Here is a 15,496-nt window from a genome sequence, read left to right on the forward strand (position 1 = left end):
TAAAAAAGCCTCTTAAAGAGGCTTGTATTTAAATTATCTCGTCGCTAGCTTTTAATAACTCAGTATTCTCTGCCAACATTAACTCATCGATTATTTTTTGAATATCGCCATTTATAATATTGGATAAATCGTAAAGCGTGAGCCCTATTCTATGGTCAGTAACTCGTCCTTGTGGATAATTATAGGTTCTAATTTTAGCACTTCGGTCACCAGAGCTCACCATACTCTTACGTTTTTCTGAATCTGCCTGACGCTGTTTTTCAAGTTCTAAATCATAAAGACGCGTACGCAACACTTTCAAAGCCTTTTCTAGGTTTTTATGTGATGACTTTTGATCTTGACAACTCACAATCATACCAGTAGGTTCGTGATGTAGCTTAATTGCAGAATAGGTCGTATTTACAGACTGCCCACCAGGACCAGTTGAAGTGGTACGTTCTATTCTAACTTCCGTCATGTCTAATTCAAAATCGATATCCTCAGCCTCAGGTAAAACCATTACAGTCGCTGCACTAGTATGGACACGTCCCTGTGTTTCGGTTTGTGGTACACGTTGTACACGATGCACACCAGCTTCAAATTTCAAAGTTCCATAAACGTCCTCTCCAGAGACTTCAAAAATAATTTCCTTAAATCCACCTGAAGTTCCATCACTCTGACTCACAACATCGACCTTCCAACCTTTATCACTACAATACTTGGTGTACATTCTAAAAAGATCACCTGCAAAAATACTAGCTTCATCACCTCCAGTTCCAGCCCTAACTTCGACAACAACATTCTTGGCATCATCTGGATCCTTTGGTATGAGTAAGAATCTAATATCTTCTTCAACTTGTGGCAAAGCCTCCTTCGCCTCCTCTAATTGCATCTTTGCCATTTCTACCATTTCCTCATCAGAACCATCTGCAATTATCTCTTCAGCTTCAGTTATATTATCCAATAATTCCTTGTAAACATCACCCTTATCAACAATTTTTTTAAGGTCCTTATATTCCTTATTCAACTTTATATAACGTTTTTGATCTGCTATAATATCAGGTTGAATTATAAGGTCATTTACCTCATCAAAACGTTGCTTTACAATTTGAATTTTCTCTAACATCTATCGTCTAAAAATTGAAAACCAAAAATACGATAATTATTGAATTTTAACCTTGTTATCCTATTGGGTTTGATGGCAAAAAATAAATTGAGGTATTGTTACGTTATTGGTTAATATGCATCGTTTCCTAGCTATACTTGCATTTTATAAACCGTTTGTAGTTTGGTCGTTTTTTGTTAACGCATTCATTGGGTTTTTTAATCCACATCTCGTTCCTGCAATTGCAACCAAATTATTCTTAACGGTTTTTGCATGGTACTATATTAGCGAAACTCCTAACAGACGAAAACTTACTTTTTATAAAAACCTTGGTATTTCACCTTTTAGGTTATTCACTATTGTTTTTGTGTTAGACTGCGTTTTAACCATCATATTCCTTACGATATTTAAGGAATTTACATAATTAAAAATGAAATTTGAATTAGACAATGTAGAACTTTACTTTAGAGAAAAACGGATTTTAAATGGCATTTACTTAAAAGCTGAAACTGGAAAAGTTACAGCTATTCTTGGTAGTAATGGTTGTGGTAAGAGCTGTATAATGAATATTGCCTTTGGTATTTTAAAGCCTAAATACAAACTAGTTAGAATAGATGGTAAGCCTCTTTTAAAACAATTATATAAAACAAATCTGGCTAGATTACTACCTCAGTACAATTTTGTACCGAATAATATGACTCTGAATAGAGCATTTCATCTATATGATATTAATTGGGATCATTTTGCAAGTACATTTGAGGCTTATAGAGATTTCAAATCCTTTAAATTTAAAAACCTATCCGGTGGGCAACGTCGTTTAATTGAGATCTATATCATTCTAAAATCAAACTGCGAGTTGGTTCTTCTTGATGAACCATTCTCACATCTTTCTCCTAAGCATGTTGAGAGTGTAAAGGCACTTATTTCTGAAGAAAAACATAAGAAAGCCATATTAATTACCGACCATATGTATAGACACATCATTGAGACAGCAGACTCAATTTACTTACTTAAAAATGGTTGCACTAAACTTATAAATGATTTATTAGAACTTGAAGACTACAAGTACTTAAGCGAAGGATCTTTGTCTAATTAGCATTTGATGCTTTATCAAGAAACTCATCAAGGTCTACCACAACACCAACGCCAAGAAGTTGCTTCCATTGTAATTTAGGCCCTTCTACAACAATATCTTCATTGGTAATTTCGTTTCTAACAACTTCAGTTTTGATATCATCATCGTACCTCAAGTGCGAACCAAACATCGCGCTGATGTACTTGTTTACTTTGAAATCAAAATTAACCTCCCATTCAATGTCAATATTTCCAAAGCTGTTAAGGTAGTCACTATACAAGCGTAATAAGCTATTAACCTTAACATTCTCCATGATTTCATCTTGGTATTGATTGGTTAGTAAAATACCAAGCTCTGTTCTTACACGATCACCTTGATTTATAAGATTACCATTCATATCATAAATCGCAGGATTTACACCAAAAGCACCTGAATTAGCCAAATCTTCATCTAATACAAAAGTGTTTTTCATGGTAAATGGAGAGGCATAAAGTGAAAATTTCTCTATATGTTTTCCATATTCCAAACCAGCTCCAAGGAACAAATAACCTGGTGCCATAAACCTTGAAATTGGTGGTTCATTCGGGTCATTAAAACCATTTGCAAACTGCGTATTAAAACTAAAACGAACTGAATAGAACCAATTACTTTCGCGATTAGACTGAAAACCTAAATTTGAGATTATAGATATAGCATCATCGGTCTTTCTAACAGGTTCACGTTCTTGTTTGTTTATACCATATCGTAATAATAATGAGGAGTTCCAGAAGAGTTTATCATTCTTATAATTGGCTTCTGCTTTACCATTGAAAATTGCACTAATAGAATTCGCACCACCTGCATTCCAATTTGTAAATGAAACCTGATTAAAATATAAGCCAAGTTCTTCATTAATTTTCCAGCCAAAATCATCCTGCTCCTCTGGTTCTAAGAACAAACTTGCTGGTTGACAAAACAAAATTGCTGTAGTGGCAATATATATTGCCGATAAAAATATTAATCTAAAAGCTGACATAATTTAATACTCAAAAGTTCCGTATTCACTTTTGATGGTAAGTTGCTTCTTGTCAGAAGCTTCCACCCTACCAATGATTTGAGCATCGACGTTAAAAGACTTTGAGATAGCTATGATGTCCTCAGCTATTTCAGGCTTCACATATAACTCAAGCCTATGGCCACAATTGAATACCTGATACATTTCTTTCCAATCCGTTTTTGACTGTTCTTGAATGAGCTTGAATAACGGTGGAATCTCAAACATATTATCTTTTATAATATGAAGCCTGTCAATGAAGTGTAATATTTTAGTCTGTGCTCCACCACTACAATGAATCATACCATGAATTGAATCCTTGTCGTATTTATTAAGCAAGGCCTTAACTATGGGTGCATATGTACGTGTTGGTGACAAAACAAGCTTGCCAGCATCTAATGGTGAATTCTCAACCTCATCTGTCAGTTTAGTGTGACCTGAGTAGACAAGGTCTTCTGGTACTGCACTATCAAAACTTTCTGGGTACTTTGACGCTAAATATTTTGAAAATACATCGTGTCTTGCAGAAGTTAGCCCATTACTACCCATACCGCCATTATATTCTTTCTCATAGGTTGACTGACCAAAAGAAGCTAATCCAATAATCACATCGCCTTCGGCGATGTTGGCATTATCAATAACCTCACTACGTTTCATTCTCGCTGTTACTGTAGAGTCAACAATAATGGTTCTTACTAAATCTCCTACGTCAGCTGTTTCACCACCTGTAGAGCGAATCGTAACACCAAATTCATCTAATTCGTTTATAAGCTCCTCCGTGCCATTAATAATTGCAGAAATGACTTCTCCAGGTATAAGATTTTTATTTCTTCCTATGGTTGAGGATAACATTATATTATCGGTTGCTCCAACACAAAGTAAATCATCAATATTCATGATTAAGGCATCTTGTGCAATACCCTTCCAAACAGAGATATCGTTGGTCTCTTTCCAATACATATAGGCTAAGGAGGATTTAGTCCCTGCGCCATCGGCATGCATTACTAAACAGTAATCTTCATCACCAGTAAGATAATCTGGTACAATTTTGCAAAATGCTTTAGGAAATAATCCTTTATCTATGTTTTTAATTGCATTATGCACATCTTCCTTTGATGCTGAGACACCACGCTGTGCATATCTTTTGCTAACCGAATTACTCATTAGAAATTAAGGTTTGTGCAAAAGTAACAATAGATATCAATTATTAGGAATTATTGGATTAGAATTCATAATTGTTTTGACGCTCTTCTGAACCTTTTGCTTTTGTTGTTCTCCACCAAAATAAAAGTTAACACCAATTCCAAGACGCATAAATTTGTCATTAGAAGCATCCCCAATAAGCATCTCCATTTCATCATCAAAACTATAGTTGTATTCATAGAATACTTTAAAAGCAACTTTGTCTACCATTAAGACTTCAAAACCAAATCCTACTTGTGCCTTCATGGTGCTAGTATCATTTTCTGAATCCGTATTCATATTCATACCCAAACCGCCATATACAAATGGTGAGAAGTATTCTGTTGGAATAAACAGATACTCTAAATTAAAATCTACTGAGAGTAAGCTTAAATCAATTTCTGGATTTTCTTCGGTTTCAGTGAATGCAAGGTTATAACCATTAGCAGTTACTCCGATATAAAATGAAGGCGAAATAGATCGTTTATAACCAGCTCTATAATAAAATCCAAAATTAGAATCCTCATAATCACCGAAAAGTGTTGATCCACCAACACCTAAATCAATGACATTAGTCCCTCTATAATTGTAAAAATCAAGTTTCTTGAATTGCTTTTCTTCGTCAGTTAGCTCTGATTGTTCGACTGTTTGCTCTTCTTCCTGAGCAATAATCAAATTGGTAAATAGTGCTGAAAATAAAATACTTATAAAAAAAAGTTTAGATCTGGAAATCATCATTGACAATTTAATAAGCAGGGCTGATATTCGCTGTTAGGGGTTCGCGCAATATAGAAAAATATTCTTCAATTTGACATAACAAACTTAGTTTCAACAAAAAAAGATAAAACCATCTAATGATTTTATCTTTTATTTTTAATAAGACACTAAGGTCTTTATGTTTTTAATTTCTTAGGATTCAGCTTGTAGCTTAGACTGCATATTTACAACCTCATCTTTAGTGATGTTATTTAAATCTTCAGTATTGTCTTGCGAAAGAATTAAGGTCGCACCCACTAGAATAGCTACACTTAAGAGTAACTTCTTCATATTTATAATTATTGATTAATAGCACTACAAACATACTAAATAATCAAGTTGTAAATTTCATTTCAGAATACTTTTTAACTAAAAGAAGTAACCTTTTCGATAAGGAGCAACTTGCAATCGACGAATGGTAATAAAAATATAAATTATTAATGTCCCAACTACGTAACCTTACCTATAAAAGTATCGTGAACACTGCATTTGCCACATGAAATGTTCAACGATTTAACGTTAATTAGTAAACAAAAGTTCACGATATTTGGTTAAAGGCCATAGCTCATCATCAATCATAAGTTCGAGTTTATCACTATGGTAACGAATACTTTCGAAAAACGGTATTACCTTATCACAATACCCTTTGGCCTTTTTATCGAGATCCACTTGCTTATTAAGTGATTTTCTAGCCTCAATCATTTTTGTTACCAAAGAGTTTATGGCTTCAATATGACCTGAAATTTTCTCTATTAAATTGAGTTGCTCTTGCGCAAAAGATTTAAACTTATCGCTATAGATGTTCTTTAAACCATTAACGTTTTCAATTAATATATTTTGATATCTAACAGCTGTAGGTACAACATGATTGCGGGCAATATCTCCTAGTACTCTGCTCTCTATTTGAATCTTTAAGATATACTCTTCAATCTCTATTTCATATCGCGCCTCTGCTTCAACTTTATTCATGACACCGAGATTCTCAAATAAATCAATTGAGGATTTATCTATTTTTATCTCTAAAGCCTCAGGTGTAGTTTTATTATTGCTTAGCCCTCGTTTTTTAGCTTCCTTTTCCCACTCTGGACTATAACCATTACCCTCAAACAAGATTTTTTTAGAGTCTTTAATATACTCGCGTAGTACATTAAAGATGGCATCATCTTTCTTCATAGATTTTTCATCTATTAAAGCATCAACCTCCTTCTTAAAATCAATTAATTGCTTGGCAACTATAGAATTGAGAACTATCATAGGATTAGCACAATTTGCTGAAGACCCCACAGCTCTAAATTCAAACTTGTTACCTGTAAATGCGAAAGGAGATGTCCTATTTCTATCTGTATTATCCAATAAAATTTCTGGAATCTTACCTACAACATTGAGTTTTAAGTCTGTCTTTTCTTGTGGTGATAATTTACCCTTGGTCACAGATTCTAACTCCTGTAATACATTAGTTAATTGCTCTCCAATGAATACAGATATAATTGCTGGTGGCGCTTCATTTGCACCTAATCTATGGTCATTACTTGCTGAAGCTATTGCGGCTCTTAGTAACTCCTCATAATTTAATACTGCTTTAATAGTATTTATAAAAAATGTCAGAAACTGTAAATTACTCATTGGCGTTTTACCAGGCGAGAGAAGATTAACTCCCGTATCTGTGCTTAAACTCCAATTATTATGCTTACCTGAACCATTGACACCATCAAATGGTTTTTCATGCATTAGCACCGAAAACTTATGACGTTTCGCTACTTTCTTCATAACATCCATTAATAATGAATTATGATCAACAGCTAGGTTTGCCTCCTCATAAATTGGTGCTAGTTCAAATTGATTTGGTGCCACTTCATTATGCCTAGTTTTCACTGGTATACCCAACACCAAACATTCATTTTCTAAATCGCGCATAAACGACATGGCTCGTGCTGGTATCGTACCAAAGTAATGGTCATCTAATTGTTGACCTTTTGCAGGTGAATGTCCTAATAAAGTACGCCCTGTTAATACAATATCTGGTCGTGATGTAGCCAGAGCTTCGTCTATTAGAAAGTATTCTTGCTCCCAACCAAGAGAGGCCGATACCTTTCTTACATTCTTATCAAAATATTTACATATCGCTGTCGCAGCGTCATCAATGGAATGAAGCGCTCTTAATAAAGGTGTTTTATAATCTAAGGCTTCACCAGTATAAGCCACAAACACTGTCGGTATACATAATGTTGTACCATATATAAAGGCAGGAGAAGTTGGATCCCATGCTGTATACCCTCTGGCTTCGAATGTATTTCTTATGCCACCATGAGGAAAACTAGAAGCATCAGGCTCTTGCTGTACCAATTGACTACCGTCAAAACGCTCTATAGCAAGACCTCCATCTATAGTTTCAAAAAATGAATCATGCTTCTCTGCCGTAGCACCTGTTAAAGGTTGAAACCAATGTGTATAATGTGTTGCACCTTTAGAAATGGCCCACTCCTTCATTCCAGTAGAAATATGATCTGCTGTTACCCTATCGATCTTTGTTCCCTTTTCTATGGCTTGCGTTATACTTAGATGAGCATGTTTACTTAAATACTGCTTCATAGCAACATCATTAAAAACATTTGCTCCATATATATCTGAGCGTCTATTGCTTTCTTTAACCTCAATTGGTGTTCTATTTAAGGAGGCTTTTAAAGCATGAAATCGAAGTGTTGACATATTGACAAAAATTTAGGTCAAAAATAAGAATAATATAATTTCTAATATACCTACCCTTAAAAAAATAGGGTTATCAACAATTATTAATAACATTTCATCTAAAAGACCCTATATTTTTTGACCAAATAAAAAAAATAACAATATTTGCATCGTCAAATTATAAATCATAAAATGATGAGTAAATCTAAATTAGAGTACATATGGCTAGATGGTTATAAGCCGACTCAAAACATGCGTAGTAAAACGAAAATTGAAGAAAATTTTAGTGGTAAATTAGAGGATTGTCCTATATGGTCTTTTGATGGTTCGTCTACTAGACAAGCAGAAGGCGGATCTTCGGATTGTTTATTAAAACCAGTAGCGATTTATCCAGACCCACAAAGAAAAGATGGTTATTTAGTAATGACTGAGGTATTGAATGCAGATGGTACACCTCATGAATCTAACGGTAGAGCAACCATTGATGATGATGATAATGACTTCTGGTTCGGTTTTGAGCAAGAGTACTTTATTATGGATAAGAAAACCCAATTACCATTAGGTTTCCCTGTAGGAGGTTATCCTGCACCACAAGGTATGTATTACTGTTCGGTTGGTGGCAAGAATACTCATGGTAGAGATTTAGTTGAAGAACATGCAGATGCTTGTATTGCTGCTGGTTTAAATTTTGAAGGTATTAACCAAGAGGTTGCTTCAGGACAGTGGGAGTTTCAATTATTTGCAAAAGGTGCTAAAAAAGCCGGTGATGAAATTTGGGTTGCACGTTACTTATTAGATAGATTAACTGAGAAATACGGATACTACATCGAATATCACCCGAAACCACTTGGTAAGGATATGGATTGGAATGGATCTGGTATGCATGCAAACTTCTCTAATACAACATTGAGAACATGTGGTAGCCAAGAAGTTTATGAGAAAATCTGTGAAGCGTTTAGACCAGTTGTTAAAGAACACATTGCAGTATATGGTGAGTTTAATGATCAGCGTTTAACAGGTGAGCATGAGACACAGTCAATTGATGAATTTAGCTATGGTATCTCAGATAGAGGTGCATCGATCCGTATCCCTATTATTACAGTAGAGAAAGGATGGAAAGGATGGTTAGAAGACAGAAGACCAGCTTCAAATGGTGATCCTTATAAGATTGCTGGTAGAATCATCAAAACTGTAAAAAGTGCAGATGTATAAAAGAAATTAGATTTCGTTATATAAATAAAAACCCGCAAATGCGGGTTTTTTTTATTTTAAGGCTAATATTATAAAGATGAGATAGGATACAAAAAGCAGAACTCCTTTTAACCGCCCTATTTCGAATCGTTTTGGTATAAGTATAAACGGTACAAGAATCGCCGCAAAACCAATCATCCAAAAAATATTTGTACTAAGTATTTCTGGCGTGTTTGGATTAACAATTATAGGTTTAATTATTGAGGTTAATCCTAATACAGAGGCTATATTAAATATATTTGACCCGATTAGATTACCCAAAGAAATCGCCTTTTCACTTTTTAATGCGGCAATAACCGAAGCTGCCAATTCTGGCACGCTTGTTCCTATAGCTATAACGCTAACCGAGATGGCATAATCACTAATACCAACCGCCATTGCTAACTGTTTTGCGCCTTCAACTAGCCACTCTGATCCGTAGTATAAACCAACTGACCCAATTAGCAACCACATAAAAATCTTAAAATTCGAGACTTCTGCTAACGCATCATCAACCTCTTCTAGATTAACCTTCATAGATTTTCTTGAACTTCTAATAAGTATGACCAAGAATAAAATTAAACCTATAAATAGAACGATGCCTTCTAGCGATGTTAGTACGTTATCGTTTTTCAAAAAGAAATACAAGGCAAATGATACGAGCATCATCATTGGCCAGTTATATTTATAGAAATCCTTATCTACACTAAGGGGAGAAATTATTGCTGTAATCCCTAAAACAAGACCAATATTCGCAATATTTGAACCAATAACATTACCGAGAGCAATATCCGAGACACCATCGAGCGCTGCTTGTAAGCTCACTAATAACTCTGGTGCCGAAGTTGCAAAAGACACAACTGTCATACCAATAACAAGCTTTGAAATTTTTAGTTTAAAGGAAAGACCAACAGAGGCCCTTACTAAAAAATCACCACCCACTACCAAAAATGCTAAACCCGCAAGTACAAGAAGAACACTCATCACCTATTTTAAAATTAGCCTGTCAAATTAATAGAAGTGCGAAGATAACATTTGTATTTCACACATGAATAAAACTAAAAATTTCGTTAAATAACTACTCTTTTAGTTTTATAACTATAAAAATAGTTATATATTTGAATCACCTAAAATACAGTCATAAAATGCAGAAATTAACAAACAAGGAAGAAGAAATAATGCACATCTTATGGAGACTCGAAAAGGCTTTTGTAAAAGATGTACTCGCAGAAATTCAAAATGACAAACCACACTATAATACATTATCTACAATAATCCGGAACTTAGAAGAGAAAGGCTATGTTGACTATACGGCTTATGGCAAAACGCATCAGTACTTCCCTATTGTATCTAAAGAGGATTACAAAAAACGTTTTATGAATACGGCTATTGAAAATTATTTTAATAGTTCTTATAAGAATGTGGTTTCCTTTTTTGCAAAGGAAGAGAAGATTAGCGTCAAAGAGTTAAAAGAGATCATTTCTATAATCGAAAACAAGAAATAATATGGAATATTTATTAAAATCGACTATAGTCTTAACGGTTTTCTATATATGCTACTTTTTCTTCTTAAGAAAAGAAACCTTTTTTACACATAATAGATGGTATTTACTTAGTGGCTTGGTCATTGCATTAGTCTTTCCACTTATCATTATACCTATACATATTTCGGTCGAACCTAAAACTGTAAATCCTCAGTTGTTTAGTTATATTGAGGAAATACCGTTAAACTCGGAAACGGCATCAACTTCGTTTGACTGGAGCCAACTAATATTAGGTGTTTATTTAACAGGTCTAATCCTATTTCTAATACAATTTGTATTTCAATTTGGATCTTTAATTTGGCTATTACTAACCAATCCGAAAAATAAAGATGGCTTTTATACCTACGTGATTGTTAACAGCAAAATCGCACCTTTTTCATTTTTTAAATGGATCGTTTATAATCCAGATTCATTTAACAACAAAGAGCTCGATTTAATGCTTACACATGAAAAAGTACATGCAAGCCAATTACACTCCTTAGATATCTTGTTTACGCAATTAGTATGCTCTATTTTTTGGTTTAATCCATTGATGTGGTTATATAGAAATGACATTCGTCAAAACCTAGAGTATATAGCTGATCACAAAACACAATCAAACACGAACTCTACAAAGGAATACCAGCACCTGTTATTAAAAACAAGTGTTGGCGAACAACAAATTTCATTATCAAACAATTTTTATAATTCATTAATTAAAGAACGAATAGTTATGTTACAAAAATCAAGATCTAACAACATGAAACAATGGAGATATCTATTGATGTTACCTGTAATAGCAGGTTTACTTATGAGCATGAATACGAAAACTATATATACTACAAATGCTCCAGAGGAAATAGTAAGTGCAACACCTTTATCAAATGAGATTGGAGGACACATTGAGATCATATTTAATAAGGACACTACGGAGGAACAATTGAATACCATTAAATCTGATTTAAAAAAGAATGGCGTCACCATGACCATAAAGAATATAAAGCGTAATGACGCTAATGAAATTACCCAGATTAATGTGGATTTTAAAACGGAAAATGGTTCAGCCAACTACAATATAAGTAGTGATGAGGCTATAAAACCATTTAAGTTTAGCATGAAAGAAGATGGTTCTTTTGGTGTAGGCCCAACTGCACATGAAGAAATTATAATTGTAGAAGGCGTAAGTCCGGAACCAAGAGTAAGGAAAGAATCTAATATTTTCTATTTCAAAGAAGGAGAGGATGGAGAAATTATCGAAATCGAAGAAGACAGTTCTAATGTATACGAATTTAGAGTTAAAGGAGGTAATAGTTTCTATTTCAAAGAAGATGACGGTAAAAACCTTCATAAAAATCATGATGTAGATAAGGACGTGCATGTCATCAAGGAATATATCATTGACAGCGTAGACTCTAAAAAAATCATTAAAATCAAAACTGATAATTTTTATGAGGAGGATAGCAAAATCGAAATAAGAACTGGTGGCGATCAGGTTAAGATTCTTACACCTGGCAAGGTAACCAGCAAAACAGTAGTAGGGTACCGAAATAATAGCCAAGAACCATTAATCATAGTTGATGGAGAGGTTATTTCAAATGATAAAATGGGCAAAATCAATCCAAATGACATTGACTCTGTAAATGTACTTAAAGGAGAGTCAGCAGTTACAATTTATGGGCAAGATGGTAAAAATGGTGTTGTAGTTGTAAAAACAAAAGATGGTGATTCTAAAGGAATAAATATTAAAGGTGATAAATTAACTTGGACCACGAAAGACAATCAAGAAGGACCGTGGAAAGTCACTACAGGCGTTTCTGGTTACACTTTTATTAGTGATGATGATTTATCAAAAAATGCTACTATTGGAATTATAACTAAAGATACACCAGATAGTGTCCTTGATGCAAATAAAGCAAGCCTTGAGGATCTTGGCATTAGTGTTAAGTATTCAAAACTGAGAAGAAATAAAGCAGGTAAAATAACAAGCATTAAAATCTCATTAAAAAACAATAGCGGTAAACAAAGCTCCGCAAGCTATAAAAATGATGATGGGATTTCAGAGATTGAATATGGCGTAATGGGCGATAAATTAATTGTTCGATCAAGGAATTAATAAATCAACCGATCAAAAAAATGAAAGCCAAACTAATTGCGTTTAGTTTGGCTTTTTTATTTTCAAATATCGAACTATTTAATCAACAACAATTTTCTTGGTAATAATTCTTAGATCCTGTTGTATTCTTAAAAGATACAGCCCTGAAGTCATATCTAAATCTACATAATTATTTACCTGCTCAAACCTTTTTAAAAGCCTTCCGTCCATGGAGTACACCTCTAAATTAAACGGTCCTAAACCGTCTATAAGTAATCTTCCGTTAGTTGGGTTTGGATATACCCTAATATCTGATACCTCATTATCAAGAATACTTAATTCTTGATTCCATACCTCTCCAACGTTATTTCCCCATATATACTCTACTAAATCTGGCTGATCAATAAATGGATTTCTATTTTGTTGCCAAGTATATATCACGTTATTTCGATTCATTTCAAAATCGTCTGGTGGATCATTACGATGCCAATCTAATAAAGTTGTTAAATCACCCAACTGCCCTACCACACTTGGAAATCCATTTACAATCTCTAGTCCATTATATCTAATTTCTAAATACAGTACACCTCTTGCCACATCACCTCTAAAGCTACCGAGTGTTCCACTTGGGCCAACATATTGTCCATAATGCTGATTACCTCTTGTACTGTTCTCCGCAGCATCAGCGGCTCTTAGAGCATGAGCATCAGAATTTGCATGCCTTAATGAATCTGCCTTAGTTTCCCAAAACACGTTAATCCCATCTGCTATCTCATCGGCTTCAATATCATCAAACCCTCCTGTAGACCTAGGGAAAGTATGTTCTCTATTCCACTTCCCAGTATTGGAGCTCGTAGTTTGTAAATCTAATTTAGGCCTGCCTTCCTCAGAATAAACCAACCAAACCTGGTTACTATTTTCTGGATTTTGATCTGCTTCCTTTAAAATATCAATTACATCGGCATAGGTCTGTGCTCTTACAACATTAGGATCTGCAATAATATCTTGTAATGCCTGTCTAAGCGCTAAATCCGATAAGCCATCTAAGCTATCATAATAATCAGTAGGTTGTGTGCCTTGTACATTACCAATTGTTGGATTTATTGGTGTTCCCCAAGGTGCCATAGTAAAATCATTATCTACAACTCTTACTTGTAATTTATTATTAAAGGGTACGATTGGCTCAATAAGACTTGTAAAACTAATTTCCAATATTTCATCACCTTCATCATCTGCATCATCTACTAGAGTTATTATCGTACTTGTAGTATTTTGACCATTTGGAATCGTGAGACTTGTATTTCCCGTAAAGTCCGCATTATTGAACCCAAAATTATTCAGCGATATGTCAAAATTTAAATCTGAAGTAACATTTGTTTCACTAGTAAATGTGATAGTAAACGCATCTCCTTCGTCATATTGCTCTTGGGCTAAAGAAATTGTCACCGGATTAATAGGTGTACCCGAACCATCATTTAAACGCCGTGGCGTAGGTAATGCCGTAAAGTAAGTCCCATCATTGTTTCTTTGAATTGAGTTTACACTTCCACTCGACCCTTCATTTATTTGTACTATATCAGTAAAATTTGGATCATCATTAAATATCTCTATCAGTGTAAGATCATCAGAATCATTCGTGTCATAAATTAGAACATCTACAAGGTTAGTGATATTGGCAACGGTACCTTCAGGAAAAGCACTTGGAACATCTTGATAAATTGCAACCGCATCTGCTCCATTCTGAATCACATTCTCGGCAATGAGTAATTGTGGAAATGGTCCTACTCCAGAACTCCCTATTACCAATAGGCCATTATTATCTGTGCTGTAACCTGTAAGATCAATCACTAAATAACTAGAGTCGTTTCCACTGGTTGAACCATTAAAAAACACGAGAATATACCCATCCGTAGAAAAATTTGGTGTTTGGGATTTAATCTCAACAAACTCTTGAGTATCAATACTTGGATTGTCAGAATCTAATTCATTAACTACTAACACCTGTGAAGATAGGATACCATAAAAAAAGAGTACAAAAAGAGTAAAGCTATATTTCATTAACTAATTTTTTATAAATATACCTTATAAGTCAGGATGATTGTCAATTTAACTGCGAATTTTCATCTTAAAACGTATCTAATTTTCAAACCGTTCAAATTAAAAATCATACGGCTCAAAATAATGAAAACGTGATTTTTAGAGATTTTGAAGACAAATTGCCTCTACGATTTCAAAAAATAGCTGAAAATACCCCTACAATTATTACAATTCGAAACTATATAACGTATTTTATATTTATAAATAAAACTTAATTGAAGATAGGTCACAAATATTTATAACTATTTCTATTTTTTTACTTACAATATTAAATTCAATTTCGCAGATTTATTATAAATCGTTTGGAAGATTATTTGTTGAGCTTATATATTGAAAACTCAATCAAACGAAAACGCATAAAATTAACTTCTAAACCAAAGAAATTATGATGACATTAGCAAAGTTGATCATTGAAATTGTTTTTTCAATGTTCTAAAAAAAATTTAACCAATCAAATTAAAATAGTGGGACTTAGTTCTAGAATAAGTTTTACTATTTTTGCTTATAAGTGCTATGCTAATAAACTACAGCACTTCGAAAAGCATGAAGAAATCGCTATTTAAAGTATTGGCCAAAATAAACAAGACCATTCTTCCCTCTTTTAGCAAAAGACAATTAGATTTGAGTAAAGCAACTAAAATACAGCTCGCTATAATTGGCTGGCGCTCTTATGTAACCAAAAATGCGCTAGACTAAAAAAGACTACCCGAAGGTAGCCTTTTAAAAACTCAATTTAATC

13 protein-coding genes are annotated in these 15,496 nt (G+C 33.9%); 5 read left to right on the forward strand and 8 right to left on the reverse strand.

What is annotated here, in order from left to right; all coding sequences use genetic code 11:
• Nucleotides 1-28: 28 nt before the first annotated feature.
• Entirely contained in the window at nt 29-1,105 is a 1,077-nt protein-coding gene (gene prfA, locus ACRHOC_RS11435; RefSeq protein WP_431158775.1) for a peptide chain release factor 1, read from the reverse strand.
• A 409-nt stretch (nt 1,106-1,514) separates the two neighbouring features.
• On the opposite strand from prfA, the gene ACRHOC_RS11440 reads away from it, so the two are divergent.
• Complete coding sequence (locus ACRHOC_RS11440) at nt 1,515-2,180, forward strand: ATP-binding cassette domain-containing protein (RefSeq protein WP_431158776.1); 666 nt, start codon at nt 1,515-1,517, stop codon at nt 2,178-2,180.
• Here ACRHOC_RS11440 and ACRHOC_RS11445 read toward each other — a convergent pair.
• The 5 genes from ACRHOC_RS11445 to ACRHOC_RS11465 all read right to left on the reverse strand — a co-directional run bounded on the left by ACRHOC_RS11445 (nt 2,173) and on the right by ACRHOC_RS11465 (nt 7,836).
• Entirely contained in the window at nt 2,173-3,174 is a 1,002-nt protein-coding gene (locus ACRHOC_RS11445) for a DUF3078 domain-containing protein (RefSeq protein WP_431158777.1), read from the reverse strand. The genes ACRHOC_RS11440 and ACRHOC_RS11445 overlap by 8 nt on opposite strands.
• Before the next feature lie 3 nt (nt 3,175-3,177).
• Nucleotides 3,178-4,356: an AIR synthase related protein gene (locus tag ACRHOC_RS11450; RefSeq protein ID WP_431158778.1), complete on the reverse strand. Its 1,179-nt coding sequence runs from the start codon at nt 4,354-4,356 to the stop codon at nt 3,178-3,180.
• Nucleotides 4,357-4,392: 36 nt separating this feature from the next.
• On the reverse strand, nt 4,393-5,112 hold the full coding sequence (locus ACRHOC_RS11455; RefSeq protein WP_431158779.1) for an outer membrane beta-barrel protein: 720 nt from the start codon (nt 5,110-5,112) through the stop codon (nt 4,393-4,395).
• 171 nt (nt 5,113-5,283) lie between these two features.
• Entirely contained in the window at nt 5,284-5,421 is a 138-nt protein-coding gene (locus ACRHOC_RS11460) for a hypothetical protein (RefSeq protein WP_431158780.1), read from the reverse strand.
• Nucleotides 5,422-5,649: 228 nt separating this feature from the next.
• Nucleotides 5,650-7,836 carry a glutamine synthetase III gene (locus tag ACRHOC_RS11465; protein ID WP_431158781.1) on the reverse strand — a complete coding sequence of 729 codons (2,187 nt, stop codon included), beginning with the start codon at nt 7,834-7,836 and terminating at the stop codon, nt 5,650-5,652.
• Between the two features lie 174 nt (nt 7,837-8,010).
• On the opposite strand from ACRHOC_RS11465, the gene ACRHOC_RS11470 reads away from it, so the two are divergent.
• Nucleotides 8,011-9,027 carry a glutamine synthetase beta-grasp domain-containing protein gene (locus ACRHOC_RS11470; protein ID WP_431158782.1) on the forward strand — a complete coding sequence of 339 codons (1,017 nt, stop codon included), beginning with the start codon at nt 8,011-8,013 and terminating at the stop codon, nt 9,025-9,027.
• A 51-nt stretch (nt 9,028-9,078) separates the two neighbouring features.
• Here ACRHOC_RS11470 and ACRHOC_RS11475 read toward each other — a convergent pair whose 3' ends face one another.
• On the reverse strand, nt 9,079-10,029 hold the full coding sequence (locus ACRHOC_RS11475; RefSeq protein ID WP_431158783.1) for a calcium/sodium antiporter: 951 nt from the start codon (nt 10,027-10,029) through the stop codon (nt 9,079-9,081).
• Between the two features lie 161 nt (nt 10,030-10,190).
• Here ACRHOC_RS11475 and ACRHOC_RS11480 point away from each other — a divergent pair, with 161 nt between their 5' ends.
• Both ACRHOC_RS11480 and ACRHOC_RS11485 read left to right on the forward strand, forming a co-directional pair.
• On the forward strand, nt 10,191-10,550 hold the full coding sequence (locus ACRHOC_RS11480) for a BlaI/MecI/CopY family transcriptional regulator (RefSeq protein WP_431158784.1): 360 nt from the start codon (nt 10,191-10,193) through the stop codon (nt 10,548-10,550).
• 1 nt (nt 10,551) lies between these two features.
• Nucleotides 10,552-12,681 carry a M56 family metallopeptidase gene (locus tag ACRHOC_RS11485; protein WP_431158785.1) on the forward strand — a complete coding sequence of 710 codons (2,130 nt, stop codon included), beginning with the start codon at nt 10,552-10,554 and terminating at the stop codon, nt 12,679-12,681.
• A 78-nt stretch (nt 12,682-12,759) separates the two neighbouring features.
• Here the strand turns inward: ACRHOC_RS11485 and ACRHOC_RS11490 are convergent, their stop codons facing one another.
• Nucleotides 12,760-14,718: an endonuclease gene (locus ACRHOC_RS11490; protein WP_431158786.1), complete on the reverse strand. Its 1,959-nt coding sequence runs from the start codon at nt 14,716-14,718 to the stop codon at nt 12,760-12,762.
• A 582-nt stretch (nt 14,719-15,300) separates the two neighbouring features.
• On the opposite strand from ACRHOC_RS11490, the gene ACRHOC_RS11495 reads away from it, so the two are divergent.
• Nucleotides 15,301-15,453, forward strand: coding sequence for an SsrA-binding protein (locus tag ACRHOC_RS11495; RefSeq protein WP_431158787.1), 153 nt, complete (start codon nt 15,301-15,303; stop codon nt 15,451-15,453).
• Nucleotides 15,454-15,496: the final 43 nt, after the last annotated feature.

It is taken from the genome of Winogradskyella poriferorum (assembly GCF_050618035.1).
GTDB lineage: Bacteria > Bacteroidota > Bacteroidia > Flavobacteriales > Flavobacteriaceae > Winogradskyella > Winogradskyella poriferorum_A.